The sequence below is a fragment of the Falsiroseomonas sp. genome (assembly GCF_051860665.1).
Taxonomy (GTDB): Bacteria; Pseudomonadota; Alphaproteobacteria; order Acetobacterales; family Acetobacteraceae; genus Falsiroseomonas.
In genome coordinates this window covers 203,863-230,087 of record NZ_JBHYDM010000001.1, presented here as the reverse complement: position 1 = coordinate 230,087, position 26,225 = coordinate 203,863, and the positions used below count along the sequence as shown (strand labels likewise).

25 protein-coding genes and 1 pseudogene are annotated in these 26,225 nt (G+C 71.5%); 5 read left to right on the top strand and 21 right to left on the bottom strand.

What is annotated here, in order from left to right; translation table 11 throughout:
- Positions 1-90 precede the first annotated feature (90 nt).
- On the top strand, positions 91-2,826 hold the full coding sequence (gene secA, locus ACTIF1_RS00935) for a preprotein translocase subunit SecA (protein WP_439594485.1): 2,736 nt from the start codon (positions 91-93) through the stop codon (positions 2,824-2,826).
- A 13-nt stretch (positions 2,827-2,839) separates the two neighbouring features.
- Here secA and ACTIF1_RS00930 read toward each other — a convergent pair whose 3' ends face one another.
- From ACTIF1_RS00930 to ACTIF1_RS00905, 6 genes are all read right to left on the bottom strand, one after another.
- The gene (locus ACTIF1_RS00930) at positions 2,840-3,361 is read right to left on the bottom strand and encodes a Dps family protein (protein ID WP_439594484.1); all 522 of its coding nucleotides are present in this window, start codon (positions 3,359-3,361) and stop codon (positions 2,840-2,842) included.
- A 97-nt stretch (positions 3,362-3,458) separates the two neighbouring features.
- A complete protein-coding gene (locus tag ACTIF1_RS00925) occupies positions 3,459-5,156 on the bottom strand; it encodes a methyl-accepting chemotaxis protein (protein WP_439594483.1) in 1,698 nt (565 codons plus the stop codon).
- A gap of 162 nt (positions 5,157-5,318) precedes the next feature.
- Complete coding sequence (locus tag ACTIF1_RS00920; RefSeq protein WP_439594482.1) at positions 5,319-6,827, bottom strand: MFS transporter; 1,509 nt, start codon at positions 6,825-6,827, stop codon at positions 5,319-5,321.
- Positions 6,828-6,857: 30 nt separating this feature from the next.
- The gene (locus ACTIF1_RS00915) at positions 6,858-7,814 is read right to left on the bottom strand and encodes an acetyl-CoA carboxylase carboxyltransferase subunit alpha (protein ID WP_439594481.1); all 957 of its coding nucleotides are present in this window, start codon (positions 7,812-7,814) and stop codon (positions 6,858-6,860) included.
- A 78-nt stretch (positions 7,815-7,892) separates the two neighbouring features.
- A complete protein-coding gene (locus tag ACTIF1_RS00910; protein WP_439594480.1) occupies positions 7,893-8,894 on the bottom strand; it encodes a Bug family tripartite tricarboxylate transporter substrate binding protein in 1,002 nt (333 codons plus the stop codon).
- A gap of 83 nt (positions 8,895-8,977) precedes the next feature.
- On the bottom strand, positions 8,978-9,679 hold the full coding sequence (locus ACTIF1_RS00905) for a substrate-binding periplasmic protein (RefSeq protein WP_439594479.1): 702 nt from the start codon (positions 9,677-9,679) through the stop codon (positions 8,978-8,980).
- A 163-nt stretch (positions 9,680-9,842) separates the two neighbouring features.
- Between ACTIF1_RS00905 and ACTIF1_RS00900 the strand changes: the two genes are divergently transcribed.
- A complete protein-coding gene (locus ACTIF1_RS00900) occupies positions 9,843-12,491 on the top strand; it encodes a response regulator (RefSeq protein WP_439594478.1) in 2,649 nt (882 codons plus the stop codon).
- Positions 12,492-12,594: 103 nt separating this feature from the next.
- Here ACTIF1_RS00900 and ACTIF1_RS00895 read toward each other — a convergent pair whose 3' ends face one another.
- The 11 genes from ACTIF1_RS00895 to ACTIF1_RS00845 all read right to left on the bottom strand — a co-directional run bounded on the left by ACTIF1_RS00895 (position 12,595) and on the right by ACTIF1_RS00845 (position 21,547).
- Entirely contained in the window at positions 12,595-13,293 is a 699-nt protein-coding gene (locus ACTIF1_RS00895; RefSeq protein ID WP_439594477.1) for a trypsin-like serine peptidase, read from the bottom strand.
- Positions 13,290-14,411 carry an MFS transporter gene (locus ACTIF1_RS00890; protein WP_439594476.1) on the bottom strand — a complete coding sequence of 374 codons (1,122 nt, stop codon included), beginning with the start codon at positions 14,409-14,411 and terminating at the stop codon, positions 13,290-13,292. The genes ACTIF1_RS00895 and ACTIF1_RS00890 overlap by 4 nt, the downstream gene beginning before the upstream one ends.
- Before the next feature lie 34 nt (positions 14,412-14,445).
- Positions 14,446-14,925 carry a cupin domain-containing protein gene (locus ACTIF1_RS00885; protein WP_439594475.1) on the bottom strand — a complete coding sequence of 160 codons (480 nt, stop codon included), beginning with the start codon at positions 14,923-14,925 and terminating at the stop codon, positions 14,446-14,448.
- A 54-nt stretch (positions 14,926-14,979) separates the two neighbouring features.
- Positions 14,980-15,450: a copper chaperone PCu(A)C gene (locus ACTIF1_RS00880; RefSeq protein WP_439594474.1), complete on the bottom strand. Its 471-nt coding sequence runs from the start codon at positions 15,448-15,450 to the stop codon at positions 14,980-14,982.
- 10 nt (positions 15,451-15,460) lie between these two features.
- Positions 15,461-15,811, bottom strand: coding sequence for a hypothetical protein (locus tag ACTIF1_RS00875; RefSeq protein WP_439594473.1), 351 nt, complete (start codon positions 15,809-15,811; stop codon positions 15,461-15,463).
- Positions 15,812-15,821: 10 nt separating this feature from the next.
- Positions 15,822-16,331: a YcnI family copper-binding membrane protein gene (locus tag ACTIF1_RS00870; protein WP_439594472.1), complete on the bottom strand. Its 510-nt coding sequence runs from the start codon at positions 16,329-16,331 to the stop codon at positions 15,822-15,824.
- A gap of 40 nt (positions 16,332-16,371) precedes the next feature.
- Positions 16,372-16,755 carry a DUF2946 family protein gene (locus ACTIF1_RS00865; protein WP_439594471.1) on the bottom strand — a complete coding sequence of 128 codons (384 nt, stop codon included), beginning with the start codon at positions 16,753-16,755 and terminating at the stop codon, positions 16,372-16,374.
- Positions 16,756-16,849: 94 nt separating this feature from the next.
- The gene (locus tag ACTIF1_RS00860; protein ID WP_439594470.1) at positions 16,850-17,653 is read right to left on the bottom strand and encodes a Bax inhibitor-1/YccA family protein; all 804 of its coding nucleotides are present in this window, start codon (positions 17,651-17,653) and stop codon (positions 16,850-16,852) included.
- Between the two features lie 138 nt (positions 17,654-17,791).
- Positions 17,792-18,295 carry a nucleoside deaminase gene (locus ACTIF1_RS00855; protein WP_439594469.1) on the bottom strand — a complete coding sequence of 168 codons (504 nt, stop codon included), beginning with the start codon at positions 18,293-18,295 and terminating at the stop codon, positions 17,792-17,794.
- A 20-nt stretch (positions 18,296-18,315) separates the two neighbouring features.
- Positions 18,316-20,832: an ABC transporter permease gene (locus ACTIF1_RS00850; protein WP_439594468.1), complete on the bottom strand. Its 2,517-nt coding sequence runs from the start codon at positions 20,830-20,832 to the stop codon at positions 18,316-18,318.
- 4 nt (positions 20,833-20,836) lie between these two features.
- Positions 20,837-21,547 carry an ABC transporter ATP-binding protein gene (locus ACTIF1_RS00845; protein WP_439594467.1) on the bottom strand — a complete coding sequence of 237 codons (711 nt, stop codon included), beginning with the start codon at positions 21,545-21,547 and terminating at the stop codon, positions 20,837-20,839.
- 82 nt (positions 21,548-21,629) lie between these two features.
- On the opposite strand from ACTIF1_RS00845, the gene ACTIF1_RS00840 reads away from it, so the two are divergent.
- The 3 genes from ACTIF1_RS00840 (at position 21,630) to ACTIF1_RS00830 (ending at position 23,371) form a co-directional block, all read left to right on the top strand.
- Positions 21,630-22,241: an arylesterase gene (locus tag ACTIF1_RS00840; protein WP_439594466.1), complete on the top strand. Its 612-nt coding sequence runs from the start codon at positions 21,630-21,632 to the stop codon at positions 22,239-22,241.
- A gap of 30 nt (positions 22,242-22,271) precedes the next feature.
- Positions 22,272-22,808, top strand: coding sequence for an RNA 2',3'-cyclic phosphodiesterase (thpR, locus tag ACTIF1_RS00835; RefSeq protein WP_439594465.1), 537 nt, complete (start codon positions 22,272-22,274; stop codon positions 22,806-22,808).
- Positions 22,809-22,936: 128 nt separating this feature from the next.
- The gene (locus ACTIF1_RS00830) at positions 22,937-23,371 is read left to right on the top strand and encodes a DoxX family protein (protein ID WP_439594464.1); all 435 of its coding nucleotides are present in this window, start codon (positions 22,937-22,939) and stop codon (positions 23,369-23,371) included.
- Positions 23,372-23,465: 94 nt separating this feature from the next.
- On the opposite strand, the pseudogene cysD reads toward ACTIF1_RS00830, so the two are convergent.
- From cysD to ACTIF1_RS00810, 4 genes and pseudogenes are all read right to left on the bottom strand, one after another.
- Positions 23,466-24,374: pseudogene (gene cysD / locus ACTIF1_RS00825) on the bottom strand (sulfate adenylyltransferase subunit CysD); the annotation flags it as partial.
- 68 nt (positions 24,375-24,442) lie between these two features.
- Positions 24,443-25,216 (bottom strand): CarD family transcriptional regulator, encoded by a 774-nt coding sequence (locus ACTIF1_RS00820; protein ID WP_439594463.1) that lies wholly within the window; start codon positions 25,214-25,216, stop codon positions 24,443-24,445.
- A 230-nt stretch (positions 25,217-25,446) separates the two neighbouring features.
- Positions 25,447-25,779: a ferredoxin FdxA gene (gene fdxA / locus ACTIF1_RS00815; protein WP_439594462.1), complete on the bottom strand. Its 333-nt coding sequence runs from the start codon at positions 25,777-25,779 to the stop codon at positions 25,447-25,449.
- A gap of 123 nt (positions 25,780-25,902) precedes the next feature.
- Positions 25,903-26,223, bottom strand: coding sequence for an RNA-binding S4 domain-containing protein (locus tag ACTIF1_RS00810; RefSeq protein ID WP_439594461.1), 321 nt, complete (start codon positions 26,221-26,223; stop codon positions 25,903-25,905).
- Positions 26,224-26,225: the final 2 nt, after the last annotated feature.

The window sequence follows — 26,225 nt, the reverse complement described above, 5'->3', positions numbered from 1 at the left end:
GCCCGAATTGGGCCTTGCGCCCCCGAGGCCCGGGCGCGACCCCGTGACGCTGCTGGTCTTCTCAGTGCGGGTCGGAGACAGCTTTCCCCCATGTTCCAACGCCTTGTCCGCGCCGTTTTCGGGAATTCCAATGACCGGGCGCTGAAGCGCTTCCAGGCGCGGGTTCCCTCCATCAATGCGCTGGAGCCTGCGCTGGCCGCCCTGTCGGATGAGGCGCTGCGCGGCAAGACGGCGGAATTCCGCGCCCAGCTCGCCGCCGGGCGGACGCTGGACGATATCCTGCCGGAGGCCTTCGCCACGGTGCGGGAGGGCGCCAAGCGGGCGCTGGGCATGCGGCACTTCGACGTGCAGATGATCGGCGGCATGGTGCTGCATGACGGCCGCATCGCCGAGATGAAGACGGGCGAGGGCAAGACCCTGGTCGCCACCCTGCCGGTCTATCTGAATGCGCTGCCCGCCAAGGGCGTGCATGTGGTGACCGTGAACGATTATCTCGCCAGCCGCGACGCGGAATGGATGGGCAAGCTCTACGGCTTCCTCGGCCTGACCACCGGCACCATCGTGCACGGCAAGTCCGACGAGGAGCGCCGCGAGGCCTATCACTGCGACATCACCTACGGCACCAACAACGAATTCGGCTTCGACTATCTGCGCGACAACATGAAGTACCGGCTGGAGGAGATGGTCCAGCGCGACTTCGCCTATGCCATCGTCGACGAGGTGGACAGCATTCTCGTCGACGAGGCGCGCACGCCGCTGATCATCTCCGGCCCATCCGACGACAGCAGCGACCTGTACCAGCGCGTGAACGCGGTGATGAAGGAGCTGGTGAAGGACACCTCGCTCTATGAGAAGGACGAGAAGTTCAAGACCGTCCATCTGATCGAGGCGGGGACGGAGGCGCTGGAGGCGGCGCTAACCGAGGCCGGGCTGCTGACCGAGGGCGCGCTGTATGACAGCGCGAACGTGACCCTGGTGCACCACGCCAACCAGTCGCTGCGCGCGCATGTCCTCTTCACCAGGGACGTCGACTACATCGTCCGGCAGGACAAGGTCGTCATCATCGACGAATTCACCGGCCGCATGATGGAAGGCCGCCGCTATTCGGAAGGCCTTCACCAGGCGCTGGAAGCCAAGGAAGGCGTGACGGTCCAGCCCGAGAACCAGACCCTCGCCTCCATCACCTTCCAGAACTATTTCCGGCTGTACCCGAAGCTCGCCGGCATGACCGGCACGGCCTCGACCGAGGCCGATGAATTCGCCGAAATCTACAAGCTGGAAGTGGTGGAGATCCCGACCAACGTGCCGGTGGCGCGCATCGATTCGGATGACGAGGTCTACAAGTCGGCGCGCGAGAAGTATGAGGCGGTGGCGGCGCTGATCGCGGAGGCGCGGGAGCGCGGCCAGCCGACCCTGGTCGGCACCACCAGCATCGAGAAGTCGGAGCTGATCTCGGAACTGCTTAAGCAGAAGGGCGTGCCGCACCAGGTGCTGAACGCCCGCTTCCACGAACAGGAAGCCGGCATCGTGGCCCAGGCCGGCCGCCCCGGCTCCGTCACCATCGCCACCAACATGGCCGGCCGCGGCACGGACATCCAGCTGGGCGGCAACGCCGACATGCTGGCCCGCGCCGAGGTGGGCAATAGCGACAGCCCCGAATACGAGGCGGCGCTGGCCCGCCACAAGGCGGAGGTGGAGGCGATCCGCCCCGCGGTGAAGGCCGCCGGCGGCCTGCTGGTGATCGGCACGGAGCGGCACGAGAGCCGGCGCATCGACAACCAGCTGCGCGGCCGCTCCGGCCGCCAGGGCGACCCGGGCGCCAGCCGATTCTTCCTCTCCCTCGAAGACGACCTGATGCGCATCTTCGGTAGCGACCGCATGGGCGGGATGCTCCAGAAGCTCGGGCTGAAGGAGGGTGAAGCCATTGTTCACCCTTGGATCAACAAGGCCCTGGAGAAGGCACAGAAGAAGGTCGAAGCCCGCAACTTCGATACTCGGAAAAATCTGCTGAAGTACGACGACGTCATGAACAACCAGCGCAAGGAGGTCTATGCCCAGCGCAAGGCCTTCATGATGGCGCCGGACGTGGCGGAGACGGTGGCCGAGATGCGGCGGGAGACGATCGGCAAGCTGGTCGATACCGCCATCCCGGAAAACGCCTATCCCGAGCAATGGGACCTGGCCGGGCTGCAGGAGAAGGTGCTGGCCGTGCTGGGCCTCGACCTGCCGGTGGCGGCCTGGGCGCAGGAGGAGGGCATCGACGAGACCCAGGTGCGCGAGCGCCTGGTGAAGGCGGCGGAGGAAAGCTACGCCGCCCGCGTTGCCAATATCGGCACCGAGCTGATGCGCATGGTCGAGAAGTCCCTGCTGCTGCAGATCTTCGACGCGGTGTGGAAGGAACACCTGCTGGCGCTGGACCATCTGCGCCAGGGCATCGGCCTGCGCGCCTATGGCCAGCGGGACCCGCTGAACGAATACAAGTCCGAGGCCTTCAACCTGTTCAACGGCATGCTGGAGGATCTGCGGGAGCGCACCACCAGCGTGCTGATGCGCATCGACATCCGCCCGGACGCCCCGCCGCCGATGCCGGAGCCGGTGCAGGTGATGGACATGCGCCACCCCGCGCCGGACGGCGGGATGGGCGAGCTGGAATATGCCGATGCGCCGCCGCCGGCCTATGGCGCGGCCACGCAGGCGGCGCGCGCGCCGATGACGGCGCAGGCGGTGGACCCGAACGACCCCGCCACCTGGGCCGCCACGCCGCGCAACGCGCCTTGCCCCTGTGGGTCGGGCAAGAAGTACAAGCACTGCCACGGGCGGGCCTGAGCCCGCCCCAACCTCAGCCTGGGCTGCGGCAGGTCTCGTAGAGGAACCAGGCGCGGCGCTCGGCCTCGTCGATCCAGACCTCGATCAGGCTCGCCGTTGCGACGTCGCTGTAGCCGTCGCACAGCTCATGCAGCCGGCGCAGCTCCGCCACCAGCTGCTTCGTGTCGCCATGCAGCTCCGCCAGCATGTCATGCGGCGCGACGAAGGCGGCGTCATTGTCGAGGATGCGCTGGCGCCGCGCGATCTCGCCGATCGAGCGGATCGTGCTGCCGCCGATCTTCCGCGCCCGCTCCGCGATCACGTCGGTCATGGCGAAAAGCTGCTCGCCCTGCTCGTCCAGCAGCAGGTGGTAGTCCCGGAAGTTCGGGCCGCTCATGTGCCAGTGGAAATTCTTGGTCTTCAGGTACAGCGCGAAGACATCCGCGAGCAGCCCGGCGAGGCCGGCCGCGATGTCGCGCGTCGCCTCCGCGCCGAGGTCGGTGGGCGTGCCCAGGAAGCGCGCCGACAGGATCGTCTGGCTGGCAGGCTGTGACATGTCGAGCTCCTTTGCCTTGAGGCTTTGCGGAGCAGACAGCTTCGCGGCCCGGCCGCCAATCCAGACATTGGTATAGCCGGGCCCACCCTTTTCGCGTTCAGGCGGCGCGCAGGCGGTTCACCAGGCTGCCGACCTCGGCGCGCAGCGTCTCGCCCTGCCGCGCCACATCCTCCGTGCCGTTGCGCAGGTCGCGCAGCGCGGCGGAGGTCTCGGCGATGCCGGCATTCACGCCCTCGACCTGCGCCGAGACCTCGCTGGTGCCCGACGCCGCCTCGCCCACATTGCGGGCGATCTCCTGCGTCGCCGCGCCCTGCTCCTCCACCGCCGTGGCGATGCTGGCGGCGATCTCGCTGGAGCGTTCGACCGTGGCGCCGATGCCGCGGATGGCGTCCACCGCCTGGTCCGTCGCGCCCTGCATGGCGGCGATCTGCGCGCTGATCTCCTCCGTCGCCTTGGCGGTCTGCGCCGCCAGGGTCTTCACCTCGGAAGCCACCACCGCGAAGCCCTTGCCGGCCTCGCCGGCACGGGCCGCCTCGATCGTGGCGTTCAGCGCCAGCAGGTTGGTCTGGGCGGCGATGTCGCCGATCAGGCGCACGACCTCCCCGATCCGCCCCGCCGCCTCGGCCAGGGACCGCACGGTGGCATCGGTGGCGCGGGTTTCCTCCGAGGCACGCCGCGCGATATCCGCGGCCTCGGTCACCTGGCGATTGATCTCGGCGCCGGTGGCGGCCATCTGCTCGGTCGCCGCGGCCACCGTCTGCACATTGGCGCTGGCCTGGGTGGCGCCGGCCGCGGCGGCGATCGCCTGTTCGCTGGTGCGCTCGGCGCCATGGGTCAGGGTGCCCACCGTCGCCTGCAGCTCGGTCGCCGCGCCGGCCAGCGTGGCGCTGACGCCGCCCACCGTGCGCTCCAGCTCATCGGCGATGGCGCGCTGCGCCGCGAGCCGTGCCTCCTCCGTCCGCAGCCGCTCGGCCGCGGCCTCGGCCTCCAGCGCACGGCCGCGGGCCGTGTTCTCCTTCAGCACGGCCACGGCCTTGGCCAGCGCGCCCAGCTCGTCCTGCCGCGCCTCGCCCTCGACGGTGACGGAAAGGTCGCCGCCGGCGATGCGGGAGACCTGGTCGGCCAGCCGCGTCATCGGCCGCGCCACGCTGCGGGCCAGGGCGAAGCCGCAGAACAGGGCGATGACCGCGGCCGCCAGGGTGCCCAGGCCGAGCATCAGCCGCGCATCGCTGAAGGCCTCCTGCTGCGCGGCCGTGCGCTCCACCAGCAGCTGGCGTTCCACGGCGGAGATTTCCGCCGCCTTGCCACGCAGCGCATCCATCGAGGCCTTGCCCAGCCCCTGTTCCTCCATCCGCCGCGCCTCGGCGCGGGAGGCTTCGTCCCCGCGCGCCATCAGCGCCACCTGGCGCGCCGCCTGGTTGGTCATCCAGGCCTGGGCGGAGCGGTCCAGCTCATCCAGCCGGCGCTGCTGCGCCGCATTGTCCGCGGTGAGGCGGCGCAGATCGGCCAGTGCCTGGGCATAGGTCCGGCGCCCGGCCTCGGTCGGCTCCAGGAATTTCGTGTCCCCGTTCAGCAGGTGGCCGCGCACGCCCGTCTCCTGGTCGACCATCGCCGCCACCAGACGGTCCGCGCGTTCCAGCACCATATGAGTATGTTCATTCCAGCGCGCCGCATCCTCGATGGCGCCGAGGCGGAGCCAGGTGAGCGTGCCGGCCCCGGCCGCCGCGGCGATCACGACCGCGAAGGCGATGGCCAGCTTGCGGGCGATGGACAGATGGAGGAGTGACTGGAGCATGGATGGTGGCTTCGATCCTGATGGTCGGGTCATGCGGGCAGGCGACTGGCATCAGGCGCAGCCGTGGTCGCGGCGCCGTGACCCGCGCAGGCTAGGGCCGTTTGGCTAAGAATGCCTTCAGGGCATCTTGCAACGCGTTAAGGTCAGCCGGCGGCCCAGCCTTCACACCCGCCGCGTCGGCACCTGCGTCGACATCCAGGCGCCGAAGCCGGTCAGCAGCGCGGCGGTGGCGAAGCTGGCGCGGAAGGCCATGGTCATGTCGGCGCGGAAGGTGGCCTCCACCGCCGGGTCCAGCGCCTGCAGCGCCCCTGGCCCCTGGTTCACCAGCAGCACGAAGAGCCGCGTCGCCTCCGGCCCCGCCAGCGTCAGCGCGCCGAACAGCACCGCGCCCAGCAGCGCCGTGCCGGTCGCCGCGCCGAGCGAGCGGGTGAACTGGACGGAGGCGGTGGCCGAGCCCAGCAGCTTCGGCCCCGCCGCCACCTGCACCACCACCTGCACCATGGGGAAGGACATGCCGAAGCCGAGCGAGACCAGCCCCAGCATCGCCGCCATCAGCGGCAGGGGCAGCGCGCCCAGGCCGAAGGTGAAGGCCAGCAGCATGGTGGTGGACAGGCTCAGCCCGATGCCCGGCCAGCGCATCACCAGCCCCGTGCGCGCCAGCAGCGTGCCCGAGATCATCGCCCCGAAGCCCGCGCAGGCCGAGAGCGGCAGCAGCGCCATGCCCGAGGCGGTGGGCGAAAGCCCGCGCACCGCGGCGAAATAGATCGGCAGGAAGGCGACGGTGCCGACGAAGGCCCCCGCGACGCAGGAGGACATCAGGTTGGACCGCCAGACGGTGGCATTGCCCAGCAGCCCCAGCGGCAGCAGCGGATGCGGCGCCCGGCGTTCCTGCCGCAGCAGCAGCCACAGCGCGACTCCCGCCACCGCGGCCAGGACGGCTGCGATCATCAATGGCCCCGCCGCCAGCCGCCGCGCCTGGTCCAGCGCCAGCAGCGCCGGTCCCACGAAGACGGCAAACAGCACCAGCCCCCACCAGTCGAAGCTGAAGCCGCGCGCCGAGCCCCGCGCCGCATCCCCCAGCCGCGTCACCGCCAGCCAGGCCGCGAGGCAGGACAGCGGCAGTTGGAGAAGAAAGATGCTGCGCCAGCCAAAATGCTCGGCCAGCAGCCCGCCGAGCAGCGGCCCGAGGGCGGAGGCGGTGGTGAAGACGGCCGCGATATAGGCCTGGAAGCGCCCGCGTTCCCGCGCCGGCACCACCTCCGCGATCAGGGCGACGGACAGGCTGATCAGCCCGCCCCCGCCAAAGCCCTGCACCACCCGCGCCGCCGCCAGCGTGCCGAGCGAGCCCGCGAAGGCGCAGAGCGTGGCGCCGCCCGCATAGACGGCCAGCGCCACCAGCAGCATGCGCTGCCGCCCGAAGGCGTCGCCCAGGCGGCCATAGACCGGCGCGGCCACGGTATTCGCCACCAGGTAGAGCACGACGATCCAGGAGATGCGCTCCACATCGCCCAGGCTGCGGGCGATGGCGGGGAGCGCCGTGGCGACGATGGTCTGGTCCAGCGCCGCGCCGAACATCGCCAGCCCCACGGCCGGAAACACCCGGAAGAACAACCGCCGCAATTCCGCGGGCGAGGCCGGGGCGGCGGGGCCGCTATCGGGGGGAGGCGTCATATGCCGGCGATCAAACCACCGGCCGGCGGCTCAGACGACCCCCGCGCGCCCCATCTCCAAAAACTTCTCGCGACGACGTGCGCGCAGCGTGGCGCCGTCGAGTGCCAGCAGCGGCTCCAGGCTGTCCCAGATCTGGCGGGAGACGGCGGCCAGCATGGCGGCGGGGTCGCGATGCGCGCCGCCCAGCGGCTCCGCCACCACGGCATCCACCAAGGCCAGCTTGCGCAGGTCCTCGGCGGTCAGGCGCAATGCCTCGGCGGCCGTGGCCGCCTGGGCGGCATCGCGCCACAGGATGCTGGCGCAGCCCTCGGGCGAGATCACCGAATAGATCGAGTGTTCCAGCATCAGGATGCGGTCGGCGGCGGCGAGTGCGATGGCGCCGCCGGAGCCACCTTCCCCGATGATGGTGGCGATGAAGGGCACCGGGGCGTCGAGCCCGGCCTCGATGGCGCGCGCGATGGCCTCCGCCTGGCCGCGCGCCTCCGCCTCGATGCCCGGGAAGGCGCCGGCGGTATCGACGAAGGACAGGATGGGCAGGCCGAAGCGGCCGGCGAGCTCCATCAGACGTCGCGCCTTCCGATACCCCTCCGGCCGTGCCATGCCGAAGTTGTGCTTCACGCGGCTTTCGGTGTCGTGCCCGCGCTCCGTGCCGATCACCATCACGGCGCGCCCGCGGAACCGCCCCATGCCGCCCGTCACCGCGGAATCATCCGCGAAGGCCCGGTCGCCGGCGAGTGGCAGAAAATCCTCGATCAGGCCCTTGATGTAGTCGGAGGCGTGCGGGCGTTCCGGGTGGCGGGCGATCTGCGCCTTCTGCCAGGGGGTGAGCTTGGCATAGGTCGCCTGGAGCAGCTTGTGCGCCTTGTCGCGCAGCTTGCTGACCTCCTCGGCCACGTCGATTCCGCCGGCGTCCGTCGTGCGGCGCAGCTCCTCGATCTTGCCTTCGAGCTCGGCGATGGGTTTTTCGAAGTCCAGGAATTGGCGCATGGCGCAGGCGGGTTAGCGGAAAACCGGCGCGAGAGTAAGGGCCTGCCGATTGGGGGGGCATGCGGCCCCCCGTGTCCCTCAGTTGGCGGAGGCGCCGGTGGCGCGGACGATCGGGGCCCATTTCGCCGTCTCGTCGCGGATGAAGCGGCCCAGCTCCTCCGGCGTCGAGGCCAGCGGGTCCACCCCGTGGCGGGCCAGATGCGCGATCATGGTGCGATCGGACAGCGTCTGGCGCATCGCCGCGTTCAGCTTCTCCACCACCGCCGGCGGCAGGCCGCGCGGCCCGACCAGGGCATACCAGTTGCCCACCTCGTAGCCCGGCAGCAGCTCCGCCACCGTCGGCACATCGGGCAGCAGTTCGGACCGCTGCAGCGTCGGCACGGCCAGCGCCCGCAGCCGGCCGCCCTCGACCTGCGGCATGGCGGTGGGGGCGGTGGAGAAGGCGAAGTCGATCTTGGCGCCGGCCAGGTCGTTCATCAGCGGCCCGCCGCCGCGATAGGGCACATGGATGGTCTTGATGCCCGCCATCTGGTCCAGCAGCGCGCCCGCCAGGTGCCCCGCCCCGCCGACGCCGGAGGAGCCATAGGTCAGCGTCTCCGGCCGTGCCTTGGCGGCTGCCACCAGCTCCGCCACGTTGCGCCAGGGACGGTCCGCGGGCACCACCAGCACGTTCAGGATGGAGCCGGACATGCTGATCGGCGTCAGGTCGGTCTGCGGATTGAAGGGCAGGTTGCTGTAGATGGTGGGGTTGATGGCCAGCGCGCCGACCGTGCCCATCAGCAGCGTATAGCCATCCGGCGCCGCCCGGACGGTCATCTCGGTGGCCAGGTTCCCGCCGGCGCCGGGCCGGTTCTCGATGACGATATTGGCGCCGCCCAGCGCCTCCTGCAGCTTCGGCTGCATGGTCCGCGCGGTGAGGTCCGTGCCGCCGCCGGCGGCGAAGCCGACGATCAGGCGGATCGGCCGGTTGGGATAGTCACCGGCCTGCGCCAGGGCGCGGGTCGCAAGCCCCGGGGCAGCAAGGATGGGCGCGGCGAGGCCGAGCGGCAGCAGGCCGGCCAGGGAGCGGCGGGTGAGCATGGCATTTTCCTCCGGAGTCTTTTTCTTGGCTCCGTCATCCTGCCCCGCGCCCCGCCGGGCCGCCACCGGAAATCGCCGGCCCGTCAGGGCAGCATGATCGGCGTCAGCCCGTGCCGCTGGGCGGAGCGGAGGAGGCTGCCATCGCCCCGCATGCGCTCCAGGAAGGCATTCACCTCGGCCAGCCAGGCGGCATCGCCGCGCGCGATCGCATAGGCATAGAGCGTCTCGCCGAAGCGGCCGGGCGGGTCGATCACCCGCGCCCAGTCATGCATCAGCACCATGCGCCGGGTATAGGGATAGTCCGACATGAAGACATCGGCGCGGCCCGACAGGATCTCGCCCTCCCGCGTCCGGGGGGCGGCGACCACCATCACCTCGGCATTGCGCAGCGTCTCGCGCATCAGCGGCTCCATCACCGTGCCGGCGGCCACCGCCACCACGGTGCCGGCGCGGTCGATGTCCTGCCAGGACTGGATGCGGGTATTGGTGCGCGTCGTCACCGCATAGACGGGGCTGGCCATATAGGGCTTGGAGAAGGCGACGCGCCGCGCGCGGGCCGGGGTGACGCCCACGGCCATCATGGCGATGTCGCAGCCGCCATCATCCAGCCGGTCCATGAATTCCGCGAAATTCGTCTCGACGAAGGCCAGCCGCACGCCCAGCCGCGCCGCCAGCGCGCGCGCCATGTCGATATCCAGCCCCTCCATCTCCCCATTCCGGGGGTTGCGGTAGGAGATGGCGAAATACTCGGGCCAGATGCAGGCCTGCAGCTCGCCACGCGTCATGATTGCAGACAGCCGGGGGGATTGTGCGGCCTGGGCGAGGAGGGTGCGGCCCGCGGGGCGCTCCGTGGCCGCAGGGTAATGTTGCGACTCCAAAATCTGCGCCCGAACCGTGTCTCCGCGCTCGCAAAATAAGACGAAAAGGCCGATAAACACTGTCGCAAAGATGGTCCCACGCATCACCCAACTCCGTTCCGCCTTGCGGCGTTCGCTCGGCCTCGGCGCTCCTCGCCCCTCCGAGCCACGTCCCTGGCTGCTGTTTTCGGCTGCCGTCGGGCTGGTCGCCCTGTGTCTGGTCGGCATCTACAGCATCCTCATGCACCGCGGCCAGGAAGACGCCATCGCGGAGGCGGAGCGCCTGACCCAGGGTGTCGCGGCCGGATTGGCGGACCAGCTGACGCGGGCGATGCAGACGGTGGACCTCGTGCTGCTGGATGCCACGGACCGGCTGGCGGAGCTGGAGCCTGGGCAGGTGGCGCGGCAGGTCAACACCCGCATCCGCGACGTGCCGCAGATGCGCGCCCTGCTGGTGACCGATGCGCAGGGCTTCATCCTGGCCAGTTCGGTGGAAGGGCTGCGGGAGGCCTCGGTGGCGGATCGCGAGTGGTTCCGCCTGCTGCGCTTCGGCGGCCAGGCGGTGCGGCTGGGCGCGCCGGAGGCCGGGCGCTACCTCGGCCCCTCCGGCCGCGCCGTCGGCCAGGCCGGCGGGCTCTATGCGATTCCCTATGCCCGCGCGTTGCGCGGCCCGCGCGGCGAGTTCCTGGGCAGCATCGTCGCCATCCTTAACCCGGACTACCTGGTGGGGGTGGCGCGGCGGCATGCCGAGAGCTTCGGCGCCGTCATCCGCATCCATTCCTTCCAGGGGCTGCTGCTGGCGCGGTCCGATGGCCGGGTGGATGGGGTGGGGGAGCTGAATGCCTCCGCCTGGATCTTCCGGGACTTCCTGCCGCGGCGCGAATCCGGCACCTGGTCCGGCCTCGACCAGGACCGGGCGGAGGTCGTCGCCTCCTTCGCCGTCACCCGCCAGGGTGCCTTCGTGGTGGAGGTGGCGCGCAACCGGGAGGATGCGCTGGACAGCGCGCATCGCCTCGGCGCGCTGCTGGCCGCCGGCGTCGCCGCCGCCGCCGTGGTCACGCTGGTCGCGCTCTGGCTGCTGGTGCGGCAGGCCCAGGCGCTGAAGATGCAGGGCCAGCGCCTTGCGGAATCGGAACGCCATGCCGTCGCCGCCTCCCGCGCCAAGGAGGAATTCCTGGCGTCCATGAGCCATGAGATCCGCACGCCGATGAATGGCGTGATCGGGATGACGGGGCTGCTGCTGGATACACGCCTCGATTCCCTGCAGCGGCGCTATGCGGAGACCATCCAGGGCTCGGCCGAGCACCTGATGATGGTGCTGAACGACATCCTCGACTTCTCCAAGCTGGAGGCCGGCGCGCTGCAGCTGGAGGCGGTGCCCTTCAATATCGAGGCGGAGATCGCGACGATCGTGGAGCTGTTTGCCCCGCGCGCCGCGGCCAAGGGGGTGGAGCTGGTCTGCGCCCTCTCGCCCGACCTGCCGGCGCGGGTGATGGGCGACCCCGGCCGCATCCGGCAGATGCTGTTCAACCTCGTCGGCAATGCGGTGAAGTTCACCGAGACGGGCTGGATCCAGGTGGCGATCTCGGTGGAGGCGGAGCTGGACTACTGGCGGCTGCGCGCCTCCGTCTCCGATACCGGGATCGGCATCGAGCGCGACCGGATCGCGCATCTTTTCGAACGCTTCACCCAGGCCGATGCCTCGATCCGCCGCAAATACGGCGGCACCGGCCTCGGCCTCGCCATCTGCAAGCGGCTGGCGGAGGAGATGGGCGGTGGGATCGAGGCGGTGCCGCGGCTGGCCGGCGTGCGCAATGGCGGCGGCAGCGTCTTCCGCTTCACCGTGAAGATCGGCCGGGTGGAGGGCGATCAGCAGCCGCTGACGGGCCTGGACCGGCGCCGCGTGCTGGTGGTGGACGACCTGCCGCTGAACCGGGAGATCCTGGTGCGCCAGCTGGTCGGCATGGGGGCGGAGGCCGCTGCGGTCTCCGACGGCGGCACCGCGCTGGCCGCGCTGCGGGCCGCCGCCAGCCAGGGCCGGCCCTTCGAGGCGGTGGTGCTGGACGGCCAGTTGCCGGATGGCGACGGCCTGGCCCTGGCGCGGCGCATCCGCCAGGAAGGGGAGGCTTTCGGGCAACCGCGCCTGCTGCTCTGTGCCTCCGGCTCGGCCGATCCGCGGGAGGCGCAAGGCACGGGCCAGGGCTCGGGCGGCGGCGTGCTGGACGGGCTGCTGCTGAAGCCCGCCCTGCCGACCCGGCTGCGGGATGCGCTGCTGCAGGCGCTGACGCCGCGGCCGGAGGCGCCGCCCGCCCCGGTGGCGGAGGCGGTGGAGGGGCCGCAGATCCGCATCCTGCTGGTGGAGGACAATGCCACCAACCAGCTGGTGATGCGCACCATCCTCTCCCGCGCCGGGGCGGCGGTGGATGTGGCGGGGGATGGCGCCCAGGCGGTGGAGGCGGCGCGCGGCGCGCTCTACGACGCCATCCTGATGGACCTGCAGATGCCGGTGATGGACGGGCTGGAGGCGACCCGCACCATCCGCGCCCAGCCCGGCCCGAACCGCGGCGCCCGCATCATCGGCCTGACCGCCGCGGTGGGCCCGGAATTCGAGCGGCAATGTCGCGAGGCCGGGATGGACGACTATTTGGGCAAGCCGGTGCAGCGGGACACGTTGCTGCGCAAGCTCGGGCTGATCGGCCCGGCGGCGGGCAGCCAGCCCGCAGGCACCCGCGCCGCCTGAGCCTAGGGCAAGCGCACAAAGGTCTCACCTTTCTGCCCCTCGAACGCCGGGCGCCGCGCATCCGCGCGGCTTGGCCTCGCCGCATAAGCGGCGGGCCGCGTTCTCACTCCAGCAGCGCCAGCCCCTGCACCGCGACGGCCATGCCGCCCGCGGCCGTGCGATGGGCCGTGGCCGCCAGGCCGGCCACCGCCCATCCGGCGCCCTGCCGCACCAGCAGCGGCGCGCCGGAGACGCCGCGCGTGCCGGCGCAGCTGTGCCGCAGCAGCCGGCGGCCTTCGGCATCGCGCGGCGCCGCCTCGATCCGGCACGCGGTATCGGCCAGCAGCGCATGGGCGCGGTCCTGCTGCCAGCCGCCGAGCATGGCCGCCGTGCCAGGCGCCGGCAGCGCCGCCAGCGGCAGCACCGGGCCGGGCAGGTTTCTTTCCAGTTGCAGCACCGCCCAGTCCGCGCCGACCGGGCCCTTGGTGGCGGGGTCGAAGCCGGGGCCGAGGCGGAGCGCGGTAGCGGTGGCATGCGCCCGGAACTCGCCGCGGTCATAGCCGGCCAGCACATGCACGCGGCCGGGCTGCACCAGCTGCCCGGTCAGCCGCGCCACCAGGCAGTGGGCGGCCGTGAGCACCCGGTCCGGGGCGATCAGCACCCCGGTGCAGCGGCCGCCCGCCTCGGACTGCACCCGCACCAGGCTGGACCAGGGCGCCTCCGCCACCGCGGCCGGGCGCCGCGCCTGGGTGGCATCGAGCCCCGGCAGCTGCGCCGCCGCCGGTCCGGCCAGGAGCAGCAGAAGGGCGAGGCGCCGGATCATCGGCGGGTCGGCAGCCGGTAGATCAGCACGCCGACCACCGCCGCCATCGCCGCCAGCAGCCAGGGCACCACCGCCGCACCGGCGAGGTCCGCGGCCAAGCCGAGGGTGGCGGGGACCACCGCCACCCCCAATGTCGCCGCCGAGACCTGCAGCCCCACGGCCTGCGCCGCCGCCGCGGCACCCAGCCGGGCCGGGGTGCGCGCCATCAGGGTCGGGTAGATCGGCGCCAGCGCCACCGCCAGCAGCCCCAAGGCGGCAAGATCGGCCCGGCCGCTGGCGAAGCCGAGCGCGGCCAGCACGGCGACCGGGGCCAGCAGCCGCAGCAGGCGGTCCGCGCCGATGCGGTCCACCACGAAGCCGAGGCCGATGCGCCCGCCGGTCAGCGCCGCGAAGAACAGGGTGGCGGCGGCCGCGCCCTCGGCCGGGGTGGCGCCGCGGCCGGCGGTCAGGATGGTCGCCGCCCATTGGCCGGCGCCGGCCTCGAGGCCCGTGTAGAGGAAGAAGATCGCCACCTGCAGCCGCGCCACCGGGTTGCGCAGCACGGTCCAGGCGGTGTGGCGCGGCCCGTCGGAGGGGCCGGCGCCGGTCCAGCGGGCGCGGGTCAGGAAGAAGGCCAGCGTCAGCGCCGCCAGCGCCAGCCCGACCGCGAGATACCCCGCCTGCCAGCCGAATCCCACCGCCAGCAGCGCCGCCGCCACCGCCGGGCCGAGCGTGGCGCCCACCCCCCAGAAGCCGTGCAGCCAGTTCATGTGGCGCGGCTGGAAGCGCGCCGCGGCGAAGGCGTTCATCCCGGCATCCACCGCTCCGCCGCCGGCGCCCGCCAGTGCGGCCAGGGCGACGAAGCCGAGGAAGGGCGGGGCCGAGGATTGCAGCAGCGCCGCGGTCGCCGTCGCCGCCAGGCTCGCCACCAGCAGCCAGCCAATGCCGAAGGCATCGATCAGGCGCGCCGTAAAAATGCCGGCCAGCACATAGCCGCCGGCGGTGACCGCCAGGATCAGGCCGAGCCCGGCATTCGGCACCCCGTAGAAGGGCCGCAGCTCCGGCCAGAGGCTGCCCGGCATCGGGTCCGGCAGGCCGAGGCCGATGAAGGCGAGGAAGGCGAAAGCGAGAAGGGGCACGCGCCGACCTACACCGGTCTGGGCGTGCGGCCAATCATGCAGGCTTCGTCGCCTGCAATGGCGTGCCGTCCTTGCGCGTGTACATCGCCGGCCGGTCATGCGGCGGGGCGAGCATGTCGATGTCGCTATAGGTGGCGTCGTCGGCCTCGATCCGGCTGCCGATCTCCAGCACCAGGGCCTCGGCGCCCGAGAGGTTGCGCAGGTGGTGGCCATCCGCCTCGCCGGCCTTGAAGCCGGCCGCCTCCCCGGTGCGCAGCAGCTCGGGGCCGGCATCGGTCACCAGCGTCACCTCGCCGGCCACGACGAAAACGAATTCGTCGGACAGGCCGTGCCAGTGGCGCTGGCTGGACCAGGCGCCGGGCGGCAGGCGCAGCAGGTTGACGCCGAACTGCGTCAGCTCCGCCGCATCGCCCAGCCGCCGGCGTTCCCGGCTCCGGCAGGGTTCATCATGCGGCACCGGGTAGGAGCAGCCGATGACGGGCGGAAGCGAGGCGGGGTCGATGCGCTTGGCCATGCCGTGACGTCCCTCGGGGATGGGGCGGCATCACAGCACGGCCGCGCCATCAGGTCAGTGCCGGTGCGGCGCCGCTGCCGGCCCACGGGCACCGGCGGATTGCACGGCGAGCTGCACCTGCACCTCCCCGGCCCGCTCGAACACAAGCGTGACAGGCACCGAATCGCCCTGGTTCAGCGGCCGCTTCAGCTCCAGCAGCATCAGGTGCAGCCCGCCGGGCTCCAGCGTGACGCTGCCATTGGCCGGCACCTCGATCGCCTCCACCGGGCGCATCCGCATCACGCCACCCTCATGCACATGCGTGTGCAGCTCCACGCGGGTGGCGATGGCGGCGCGCGCCGCCACCAGCCGGTCCGCCGCGCCGCCATTGCGCAGCGTGAGGTAGCCCGCACCGGTGCGGCCGGCGCCGGCGGCGCGGCTCCAGCCGGCCTCGGCCTGGATGGGGGCCGGGGCCTGGGCCTGGGCGTGGGTCGCGACCAGGCCGATCAGCGCGCCGAGGCCGGCGCGCCGCGAGAAATCCGTCATGTGCCTGTCCTCAGCCCAGCAGTTCGAGGCTGTCCGGGCCGATGCCCGCGCGGCCTTCGATGCGGCCCGCCAGGCGGGCCAGGTTCGCGGCGATGCGGGCGCCGGCCACCGGATCCCCGGTGGTGCAGGTGCCATTGGCGATGGTCAGCGCACGCTGCATCGCCATCACCTCGGCGGGGGTGGCATGCGGCATGGCGGCCTCCAGCGCCGCGCGGGCGGGGGCGAGCGCCCCGTCGCAGACGGCGGTGAGATGCGCCTCCATTGCCTCCGCATCGCAGGCGCTGGCGCGGCGGGGGGCGAGCAGGCTGCCAGCGGCGACGGCCGCGGCGGCGAGCGGCAGGAAACGGCGGGTCTGGTTCATGGCTTGGTCCTCAGTTGCGCGGCGTGAGCCGCACGGCCGGGGCGGGCATGCGGTAGTCGGTGATGCGGCGGCCGGCCTCGGGAATCTCGGTCCAGGCGGCCTGCTTGCCGTCCGGGCAATCCTGCACCACGGGGATGTACAGAAGCTCGCCGGGCGTATTGGGCAGGCGCATGCGGACAACGAATTCGTCGTAATGCGCATTTTCGAGGGACCCGCCTTCCCAGATGATCTCGGCGAGCGGGGCGGTGGCGCCATGGCCATCCGCGGCCTCGCCACGGGCCACGGTGCGGAGCGTCCAGCCGGGCTTCGGCATGGGCTGGGCGACGGTCACGCCCTCCGGCACCCGCACGGTGAGGCGGATGGTGGGGGCGCCGTCGCAGCCATGCGGGACGCGGAAGGTGGCGCGGTAGTAGGAGTTCGGCGTGGCCTGCTGGGTCTCCAGCGTGACATGGGCGACGGCCGGCAGGCTGCCGAGCGCGGCGCCGGCCAGCGCCAGCGCGGCGAGGGTGGTCTTCATCATGAGTCCTGGTCCTGAATCCTGGGGAAAATCCGCGGGTGATTCAGGAGGTGGGCGGGGCCCTCGGGGGCGGCTGGCAGCGCGGCGGGGGCGCCGGGCTGGGGGTGCTCGGCGTCGGCGGGGCCTCGGTCTGCACCAGCAGCAGTGGCGGCAGCAGCATGGCCGGCGGCGGCGGCAGGCCGGCGCCGCCCAGCCCGCCGCAGACCGGGCAGAGCATGCCCATGGCATGCTCGGTCTCCGGCGCGTCGCCGGAATCCAGCGGCAGGGCGATGCTGCGCAGCCCGTCCGGCGTGCAGATATCCATGTGCAGCACGCCCGGCATCGCCCCATGCGGCGCGCTGAGCTTCAGGCAATGGCCGAAGGCCGACCCCCACTGCAGCAGCAGCAGCAGGACCAGCAGCCGGGTGAGGGCGGGGCGGAGGCGCACGGCCGATCCATACCACCGGCACCCCTCAAAACGGAAGCGGCGCGCAACCCTTCCGGATTGCGCGCCGCCAGGCATCACCTGGATGTCCTGCCGATCAGTCGCTGTTCTGGCGCACGCCCATGAACTGCAGCAGCAGCTGGAACAGGTTGACGAAGTTCAGGTACAGGCCCAGCGCATCGAAGACGCTGCGCTTGCCGGCCTCGTCCGAGCCCTCGGCATAGGCGTATTCCACATAGTCCGCCTTGATCCGCTGCGTGTCGTAGGCGGTGAGGCCGACGAAGACCACCACGCCGATCACGCTGATGGCGAATTGCAGGGCGGAGCTCTGCAGGAACATGTTCACCAGGCCGGCGATGAGGATGCCGATCAGGCCCATCATCATGAAGCTGCCCATCTTCGTCAGGTCGGCCTTCGTGGTGTAGCCGTAGAGGCTGATCGCCGCGAACATGCCGGCCGTGATGAAGAAGGTGCTGGCGATGGAGGCGCCGGTATAGATCGCGAAGATGTTGGACATCGACGCGCCCATGACGGCGGCGAAGGCCCAGAACAGCGCCTGCGCGCTGGTCTTGCTCATCCGGTTGATGCCGAAGCTCAGCACCAGGATGAAGGCCAGCGGCGCGAACATCGCGGCCCAGCCCAGGATGGTCGGCGCCGTGGCATTGCCGCGCGGCGTGCGCACCACCTGGTAGAACAGGCTGGCGATATCCGGGTTGGAGGCGATGAAATAGGCGACGATGCCGGTCAGGGCGAGACCGGAGGCCATCCAGTTGTAGACCCGCAGCATATAGGCGCGCAGGCCCGCATCGAGTGCGGCGGCGTCAACGCCCGCGGCCCGCCCATAGGGCTGGGTCCAGGCCGACGCGCCCGTCTGGAAGCGGTTGTCGGGACCGAGAGCCATGGTGTCGAAATCTCCTCACGGGCGATGGTTGGAGCCGCCCGCATGTCCCGAGTATATGGAACTTCTGTAATCCGGATCAACGGGGGCAGCGGCCCCGAAGCGCAAGATTCACGCAGGGTCAGGCCTTGCCGGGTCGGCTCAGGCGGCGCCCGGGATCCAATAGCCCTCATGCGGCACCGCGCCCTCCGCCTCCAGCGCCGGGCCCACCACCTCCACCGGCTCCGCGGCGGAGGCCAGCACGGCGCGGCAGGAGAGGGTGAGGCCCGCGGTATGCGGCTGGGCATTGCGCAGATGCAGGATGGCGGCGGCCGAGAGGCCGTAAACCACCCGCCCGATGCCGGTGTAGAAGATGGCGGCCGAGCACATCGCGCAGGGCTCGCCCGAGGAATAGATGGTGGCCCGCCGCAGCCGGGACCGCGGCACGGCGGCCGCGATCACCGCCTGGCAGGCGTTCATCTCGCTATGGGCGAGGGTGCCGCCGCCGCCGGCGCCCTGGGTGGAAAGCCCCTCCGACAGGATGGTGCCGTCCTCCGCGACGATGACGGCGGAGAAGGGGCGGTCGCCCCGGGCGCGGGCCTCGCCGGCCAGCCGGAAGGCGTGGCGCAGGTGCTCTTCATCTTCGGGCAGCAGGTCGGTGTCCATGGCGGCATCCAAGCCCGGTGCTACTCGTTGCGCAACAGCGGTGCGGGCCGCGCGCGCAAGGCAAGCGCCGTGCCGATATAGCCGAGGCCCAGCGTCAGCAGCACGCAGCCCAGCACGGTCACCGCCAGGGTGCCGGGCAGGAAGATCCAGTCGGCGCGCATGACGAAGCGCACCACCGCCCAGCTCGCGGCCGATCCGGCGGCGCCGGCCAGCAGCCCGGCCACCAGGCCCAGCAGGCCGAATTCCACCAGCCAGGCGCCGCGGATCTGCGACCGGGTCGCGCCGATGGTCTTCAGCACCACCGCATCCCGCACCCGCGCCCGCTGCCCGGCGGCCACCGCCCCGGCCAGCACCAGCATGCCCGCCAGCAGGGTGACGGAGGAGGTGGCCTGCAGGGCGACGCCGACCCGCGTCAGCAGCCCCGCCACCGCCTCCAGCGCATCCCGCACCCGGATGCCGGAGATGTTCGGGAAGGCGTCCGTCAGCACCCGCAGCACCGCGGGCTCCACCTGCTCCGTGCTGCGGACCGTCGCGATATGCGTATGCGGCGCCGCGGCCAGCAGGCCGGGGGAGGCGACCATGACGTAGTTGATGCCGAGCCCCCGCCACTGGATCTCCCGCAGCGAGGCCACCTTCAGGTCGATGTCGCGGCCCAGCACATTCACCGTGACGGTGGAGCCGATGCCCATGCCCCAGCCGCGCGCCAGATTGGCGTCGAAGGAGACCAGCGGCGGGCCGCTGTAATCCGCCGGCCACCACTGGCCCTCCACCAGCCGCGTGCCGTCCGGCGGCGTCGCCGCATAGGTCAGGCCGCGATCGCCGCGCAGCGCCCAGCGCGTATCCTCCGTCGCCTGCACCTGCTCGGCCGGCGTGCCATCCACGGCCACGATGCGGGCGCGCAGCGAGGGCACGGAGCGCACCTCCGACACGCCGGGCTGCGCCGCGGCCAGGGCGTTGAACCGCTCGGACTGGTCGTTCTGGATATCGATGAAGAAGAAGCTCGGCGCCGCATTCGGCATCTGGTCCGAAAGCTGGCGGCGCAGATTGCCCTCGATGGTGGCGATGGCGGCGAGCGTGGTGAGCCCGATGCCCAGCGCCACCAGCATGGTGGGCGTGGGCGCGCCGGGGCGGTACAGGTTCGCCAGGCCGAGGCGCAGGGTCGGCCGGCGGATGCCGCGCAGGCTTCGGGCGAGGGCCATCAACCCGCTGGCGCCGAGGCGGAACAGCAGCAGGGTCAGCGCCGCGCCGGCGCAGAAGCCGAGCGCGAATTTCGGCTGCTCCGCCGTGCCCACCACCAGCGCCACCAGCGCCAGGGCGGTGAGGCCATTGGCCACCAGAATGCCGCGGGAGGGCCAGCCGGGATTGGCGGTGACGAGGTCGCGAAACAGCGCCGCCCCCGGAATCCGCTGCGCCCGCCCCAGCGGCCAGAGGGAAAAGGTCAGCGCCGTCAGCAGGCCATAGAGCCCGGCGAGCGCCAGCGGCTGCCAATAGAGGCCGAAGCGCGGCGGCACCGGCAGCGCGCCGGCCAGGGCCTGGGCCGCCAGCCAGGTCAGGCCGAAGCCCGCCACCAGGCCGATGGCGATGCCCGCCAGCGCCAGCACCAGCACCTGGATGAGATAGGTGGCGAGCAGGGTGCCGGCCGGCGCGCCCAGGCAGCGCAGCGTCGCGATGGTGCGGCCGCGCGCCTCCAGCCAGGCGCGCACGCCGGTGGCCACGCCGATGCCGCCCACCAGCAGGGCGGTGAAGCCGGCCAGCACCAGGAAGGCGGTGGCGCGGTCGAGGAAGCGGTTCACCCCCGGCTCCGCCTGGTCCGCCGTGCGCACCCGCCAGCCGCCATCGCCGACCGCATTGCGGAACTGCGTGGCGAAGGCGCGCACATCCGTGCCCGGCGGCAGGCGGAAGCGGGTGTCGTAGGACACCAGGCTGCCGGGCTGGATCAGCGCCGTGGCGGGCAGGGCGCTGTCCAGGATCAGCGCGCGCGGACCGAGCACGGCCGGGCTCGCCACCCGGTCCGGCTCCTGTGCGATCGTGCCCGCGAAGACCAGGCTGGCCTCACCGATGCGGACCGTATCGCCCGGCACCAGGCCCAGCCGCTCCACCACCGAAGCCTCCAGCGCCACGCGGTGCCGGCCATCGGGTGCGGCGAGGGTCGCCTCCGGCGGGTCCAGGCGCAGCTCGCCATACAGCGGATAGGCGGCATCGATGGATTTCAGCTCGACCAGGGCGCGGTCGCCGGAGGGCGCCACGGCCATGGCGCGCATCTCGATGACCTCGGAGGCCGCGGCGCCGCGCTCCCGCGCCCAGTCCAGCGCCCGGGAAGGCAGCGGCTGGTAGTTCACCCGCACTTCCACATCGCCGCCGAGCAGCCTGGCGCCATCGGCCAGCAGCCCGGCCTTCACCGCGCTCTGCAGCGTGCCGACGGCGGCGATGCTGGCCACGCCGAGCGCCAGGCAGGCCAGCACCAGCCGCAGCTGGCGAAACCCGCCGCGCAATTCCCGCCGCGCCAGACGCGCGCCGAGCGCCATATGCTGCATCATGGCGTTATTCCGCCGCCAGCTTCAGGCCGGCGGTGTCGGAGACGATGCGCCCATCCTCCATCCGCACCTGCCGGCCGCAGCGCTCGGCCAGCGCCGGGTCATGGGTGATCAGCAGCAGCGTGGTGCCGAGCCGGGCGCGCAGGCCGAAGAGCAGGTCCATCACCACCTGGCCGGTGGCGCGGTCGAGATTGCCGGTGGGCTCATCCGCCAGGATCAGCCGGGGCTCGGCCACCACGGCACGGGCCAGCGCCACGCGCTGCTGCTCGCCGCCCGACATCTGGCCGGGGTAGTGGTCCAGCCGGTGGCCGAGGCCCACGCCCTTCAGCGCATCCGCCGCGCGGTCGAAGGCATCGCGGCGGCCGGCGAATTCCAGCGGCATGGCGGCATTCTCCAGCGCCGTCATGGTCGGGATCAGGTGGAAAGCCTGGAAGACGATCCCCACCTCGTCGCGACGGAACCGGGCCAGCGCATCCTCGTCCAGCGCCCCCAGATCCCGCCCGGCGACGGCGAGGCGCCCGGCACTCGGCGTCTCCAGCCCCGCCAGCAGCATGAGGAGCGATGTCTTGCCCGAGCCCGAAGGCCCCACGATGCCCACCGCCTCCCCGGCCGCGACCGAGAGGTCCACGCCGCGCAGCACATGCACCGGGCCGGAGGCCGCCTTGGCGGTGAAGACGAGCCCGGTGGCGGCGATCAGCGGCGAGGCGGGTGGGGTCACGGGCCAGAGATCCTGTTACGGCGATGTCATGTCATATGGGCGGCGTGCTGCGCTGCGGAAGGCGGCGCTTGGTTTCGGAGTATTGCTGGCCGGGACGGGCGGCGCCCGCGCCCAGGGGCGGGAGGTCCGGCTGCTGATGCTGGGCGATTCGATCACCGCTGGCTATGGCCTGGCGCGTGGCGAGGGTCCGCCGGCGCGGATCGAGGCGCTGCTGCGGGCGAAGGGCCGGCAGGTGCGGGTGCTGGATGCGGGCGTTTCCGGCGATACCACGGCGGGCGGCCGCGCCCGGCTGGAATGGGCGCTGGCGGACCGGCCGAATGCCGCGATCGTGGCGCTCGGCGGCAATGACGCGCTGCGCGGCCTGACGCCCCAGCAGATGCGCGCGAACCTGACGGCGATCCTGGACGGGCTGGCCGCTCGTGACATCCCGACGCTGCTGGCGGGGATGATGGCGCCGCCCAATCTCGGCGCGGAATACGGCCGCGAATTCACCGCCGTCTTCACCGAACTCGCCGCCGCGCGGCCGCAGCTGGTCTTCTACCCCTTCCTGCTGGAGGGGGTGGCCGGCGACCCGGCGTTGAACCAGGCGGACCGCATCCACCCCAATCCGCGTGGCGCGCAGGTTCTGGCGGAGCGGATGCTGCCTGCCATCGAAACGCTACTGGACCGCGTGGCCCCCTCTGCTTCAGGCTGAGGGCGCCCCGGAGTCGCGGAGCGCAAGCCCATGATTCGCCTTTTCGTCGCCCTGGCCCTGCCCGATGAGGTCAAGGCCCAGCTCGCCGCCCTGGCCGGCGGCATCCCCGGCGCCCGATGGGTGCCGCCGGAGAACTACCACCTCACGCTCCGCTTCATCGGCGAGATCGAGAGCTGGCAGGCGGAGGAGGTGGATGCCGCACTCGCCGCCATCCGCGCGCCGCGCTTCGAACTGGCCCTGGCCGGGATCGGCACCTTCGAGAAGGGCGGGCGGATCCAGTCCATTCATATCACCGCGGAGCGGAGCGAGGCGCTGACCCGGCTGCAATCCAAGGTGGAGACGGCGCTGCAGCGCGTGGGGCTGGAGCCGGACCGGCGCCGCTTCGCCCCGCATGTGACCCTGGCGCGGACGGACAAGGCGGAGACGCACAAGCTGGTGGGCTTCATCCATGCCCATAGCCTGTTCCGGTCGCCGCCGGTGCCGATCGACAATTTTGTCCTCTTCTCCTCCTACCTCGGCAAGGAGGCGGCGCATTACGTGCCGGAGGTCGAGTATGAGTTGAGTTAGAATCAACCACAGGTTGATTCCTGACGAAATCTGCGGATCGTCGTCACCTTCCGGGTTTCCAATTGCGCCAGATCAACGAGCGGAAGCAGGGCGAGACCTAGTCTCGGCGCGTTGCAGGAGTTTGTGCGATGCGCAAGGAAGATTTCGACGTCTCGAACCCCGTGGTGGTGGTGCGGCTGCTCTGCGGACTGTTCTACGGGCCGCATATCCTGTTCAAGCTGGGCAACATGGCGGGCTCCGCCGCCTTCTTCGGCAAGGTTCTGCCCTTTCCCGAGCTGTTCCTCTATCTGGCCATCGCGGCGGAACTGGCCTGCTTCTTCGGCCTGACGCTGAACATCATGACCAAGTGGCTCGGGCTTCTTTCGGCCGGCGTGATGGCGGTGGCCGTCTATGCGACGGTGATGACCAAGGGCATGGGCTGGTTCTGGAACCTGGGCGGGATCGAGTATCTGGCCTTCTGGGGCATTGCCTCCGCCAGCCTGGCGGTGCAGGCCTGGAAGCAGGAGCAGGCGACCTATGGCCGCCTGTCCTTCCTGCTGCCCACCACCCCCCGCCTCGCCTGATCCCCCGGGAGGCGGGCGCCGATGCGCCCCCTCCCATCCCGCAGACCCGCGCCGTCCCAGGCGCCCCGCCGTGCCACCAGACCGCGGCAGCCAGTCAAAAATACCCTTCGCGTTTCTTGCGTTCCATGGAGGCTTCCTGGTCGGTGTCGATCAGGCGGCCCTGGCGTTCGCTGGTGCGGCTGTCGCGGATTTCGGCGAGGACCTGGTCCAGGGTTTCGGCGCGGCTTTCATGTGCGCCGGTCAGCGGCCAGTCGCCCATGGTGCGGAACCGGACCCAGAGGGTTTCCTCGACCTCGCCCGGTTCCAGCGGCATCCGGTCGTCGTCGCGCATGATGAGGGCGCCGCTGCGCCGGACCATCGGCCGGGGGGCGGCGAAATACAGCGGCACCACCGGGATGGATTCGGCCGCGATATAGTCCCAGACGTCGAATTCGGTCCAGTTGGAGAGGGGGAAGACGCGCATGCCCTCGCCCTGGTTGATGCGCGTGTTGTAGAGGCCCCAGAGTTCCGGCCGCTGGCCGCGCGGGTCCCAGACATGGCCGGGGGCGCGGAAGGAGAAGACGCGTTCCTTGGCGCGGGCCTTTTCCTCGTCGCGCCGGGCGCCGCCGATGGCGGCGTCGAAGCCATGCGCGTCGAGTGCCTGCTTCAGGGCCTCCGTGCCCATGACGGACATGTGGAGCTGGGAGCCGTGGGTGAGGGGGCCGATGCCACGGGCCAGGCCGTCCGGATTGGTGTGGACGATGCAGTCCAGCCCCAGCTCCGCCATGCGGCGATCCCGGAATTCCAGCATCGCCCGGAAGTCCCAGCCGGTGGCGATGTGGAGCAGGCGGAAGGGCGGCTTGCCCGGGGCGAAGGCCTTCATCGCCAGCTGCAGGACGACGGAGCTGTCCTTGCCGATGGAATAGAGCAGGACGGGGTTGCGGAAGCTGGCCGCGGTTTCGCGGAGGATGCCGATGGCCTCGGCCTCCAGCCGCCGCAGATGGGGCGTCAGGTGCGGCATGGTTCGTTGCGTCTCCCGCGGCGAATGGCGCGCATGTCAGATGCCATGCGCGCCGAGCCGCAGGAAGCCCGTCAGGCCGCCTTCAAGAAGGTCAGCAGCTTCTCGGAGGCCGCGGCCTTGTCGGTGCGGTCGATGGCGGCGAGTTCGGCGGCCAGGCGGTCGAGGGCCTGTTCGTAGATCTGCCGTTCGGAGAAGGACTGGTCCGGCTGGCCGGCGTTGCGGTGCAGGTCGCGCACCACCTCGGCGATGGCGATGGGGTCGCCGGAGTTGATCTTCGCCTCGTATTCCTGGGCGCGGCGGGACCACATGGTGCGCTTGATGCGGGCGCGGCCGCGCAGCACCTCGAGGGCCTCGTTCATCTGCTCGTCGGTGGCGAGCTTGCGCAGGCCCGACGAGGCGGCCTTGTTGACCGGCACCCGCAGGGTCATGCGGTTTTCCTCGAAGGTGACGATGATCACCTTCAGGGACATGCCGGCGACGGGCATTTCCTCGATGCCCTGCACCTGGCCGACGCCATGGGTCGGGTAGACCACATGGTCGCCCGCCTTGAATTCCACGGGCGGGCCCTTGGGCTTCGGCGGCGGCGGCGGGCTGCCATCCTCGGGGTCTTCCACCCGGGGGGCGCCGCGCGGCGGGAAGATCGAGGAACGCGGTGCATTGGCGGCCATGGCGCCGGGGCGCGCGGGCGGCCGGTGCGGCGGCGGCGGGCTGTCCTGGCGCGGCGGCAGGGGCGCGGTGCCGACCTTGGCCGGCGCCTTCTCCGGCTTCGCGGCGGCCGGCTTGGCGGAACGCTCCGCCGCCGTGGCCTCGGTCTCGCCGGTCTTCGCCGGGGCGGTTTGTTTCATGTGGCCACCCGCTTCTGCATCCCATGAAGAAGGCCTGCCCCGCGCCGATGGCGGAGGCGGCCCCATCCCTGGGCATGTCATGGACCCGATGGGTGGGAAAGCCGCGGAGGGGTGCTCCCGTTTCCCGATCCCATTGATAATATAATACAAACCCGCGCGAATTGCCACCCCTGGGCGAATCGGGCCCGGCGGCGGCGTCTCACCCCATGCGACCAAGCCTTGCCGGGCTGTCAGGCCTTGCCGGGGGCGGGGTCGAAGAGGTCCTTCTTGCCCGGCTTGTCCTTCCACTCATCCGCATCGGCCGGGGCTTCCCCCTTGCGGGTGATGTTCGGCCATTGCGTGGCATAGGTGCGGTTCAGCTCCACCCAGGGCGTCGCCTTGTCGTCGCTGTCCGGCAGGATGGCCTCGGCCGGGCATTCCGGCTCGCAGACGCCGCAATCGATGCATTCATCCGGATGGATGACCAGCATATTCTCGCCGACATAGAAGCAGTCCACCGGACAGACTTCCACGCAGTCCATGTACTTGCACTTGATGCAGTTCTCGGTGACGACGTAGGTCAACTGCGCCTCCGGCGGGGATGCGGGGCGGCGCCCATCGGCCGGCCCACCGCCGCGCCATGGTCGGGGCGCGGCCAGCCCCACATGGCGCAGCGCCGCCTGCAAGGCAAGCGCCGCACCGCAACATCAGGCCTCGGAAAGATCCGGCGTGGCGGGTGGGGGATCGGACGGGTCGGAAAGATCCTCGTAGAGGCCCCGCGCCTCGCTGGCCGGGCCGCGGCGGGCGGCGAGGGACAGCACGCGCCAGACCCGGATGTCCCGGCCCATGCCGAAGGTCAGCACATCACCCGGCCGCAGCTTGTAATGCGGCTTGTCGGTGCGCTGGCTGTTCACCCGGACGCGGCCGGCCTCGATCTGCCGGGCGCATTCCCCGCGCGTCTTGGCCATGCGCGCGCACCAGAGCCAGAGGTCGAGGCGCTGGAACGCGGCCTCCGCCTCCGCCGGCACCC

What these genes read in the sequence shown, in the direction of transcription:
- thpR (WP_439594465.1), top strand. Translation starts at nt 22,272, where the DNA reads ATGATTCGCCTTTTCGTCGCCCTGGCCCTGCCCGATGAGGTCAAGGCC.
- ACTIF1_RS00855 (WP_439594469.1), bottom strand. Translation starts at nt 18,295, where the DNA reads ATGGACACCGACCTGCTGCCCGAAGATGAAGAGCACCTGCGCCACGCC.
- ACTIF1_RS00860 (WP_439594470.1), bottom strand. Translation starts at nt 17,653, where the DNA reads ATGGCTCTCGGTCCCGACAACCGCTTCCAGACGGGCGCGTCGGCCTGG.
- secA (WP_439594485.1), top strand. Translation starts at nt 91, where the DNA reads ATGTTCCAACGCCTTGTCCGCGCCGTTTTCGGGAATTCCAATGACCGG.
- ACTIF1_RS00830 (WP_439594464.1), top strand. Translation starts at nt 22,937, where the DNA reads ATGCGCAAGGAAGATTTCGACGTCTCGAACCCCGTGGTGGTGGTGCGG.
- ACTIF1_RS00915 (WP_439594481.1), bottom strand. Translation starts at nt 7,814, where the DNA reads ATGCGCCAATTCCTGGACTTCGAAAAACCCATCGCCGAGCTCGAAGGC.
- ACTIF1_RS00895 (WP_439594477.1), bottom strand. Translation starts at nt 13,293, where the DNA reads ATGATCCGGCGCCTCGCCCTTCTGCTGCTCCTGGCCGGACCGGCGGCG.
- ACTIF1_RS00910 (WP_439594480.1), bottom strand. Translation starts at nt 8,894, where the DNA reads ATGCTCACCCGCCGCTCCCTGGCCGGCCTGCTGCCGCTCGGCCTCGCC.
- ACTIF1_RS00850 (WP_439594468.1), bottom strand. Translation starts at nt 20,832, where the DNA reads ATGATGCAGCATATGGCGCTCGGCGCGCGTCTGGCGCGGCGGGAATTG.
- ACTIF1_RS00900 (WP_439594478.1), top strand. Translation starts at nt 9,843, where the DNA reads ATGGTCCCACGCATCACCCAACTCCGTTCCGCCTTGCGGCGTTCGCTC.
- ACTIF1_RS00880 (WP_439594474.1), bottom strand. Translation starts at nt 15,450, where the DNA reads ATGACGGATTTCTCGCGGCGCGCCGGCCTCGGCGCGCTGATCGGCCTG.
- ACTIF1_RS00885 (WP_439594475.1), bottom strand. Translation starts at nt 14,925, where the DNA reads ATGGCCAAGCGCATCGACCCCGCCTCGCTTCCGCCCGTCATCGGCTGC.
- ACTIF1_RS00920 (WP_439594482.1), bottom strand. Translation starts at nt 6,827, where the DNA reads ATGACGCCTCCCCCCGATAGCGGCCCCGCCGCCCCGGCCTCGCCCGCG.
- ACTIF1_RS00905 (WP_439594479.1), bottom strand. Translation starts at nt 9,679, where the DNA reads ATGACGCGTGGCGAGCTGCAGGCCTGCATCTGGCCCGAGTATTTCGCC.
- ACTIF1_RS00820 (WP_439594463.1), bottom strand. Translation starts at nt 25,216, where the DNA reads ATGAAACAAACCGCCCCGGCGAAGACCGGCGAGACCGAGGCCACGGCG.
- ACTIF1_RS00875 (WP_439594473.1), bottom strand. Translation starts at nt 15,811, where the DNA reads ATGAACCAGACCCGCCGTTTCCTGCCGCTCGCCGCCGCGGCCGTCGCC.
- ACTIF1_RS00870 (WP_439594472.1), bottom strand. Translation starts at nt 16,331, where the DNA reads ATGATGAAGACCACCCTCGCCGCGCTGGCGCTGGCCGGCGCCGCGCTC.
- ACTIF1_RS00930 (WP_439594484.1), bottom strand. Translation starts at nt 3,361, where the DNA reads ATGTCACAGCCTGCCAGCCAGACGATCCTGTCGGCGCGCTTCCTGGGC.
- ACTIF1_RS00925 (WP_439594483.1), bottom strand. Translation starts at nt 5,156, where the DNA reads ATGCTCCAGTCACTCCTCCATCTGTCCATCGCCCGCAAGCTGGCCATC.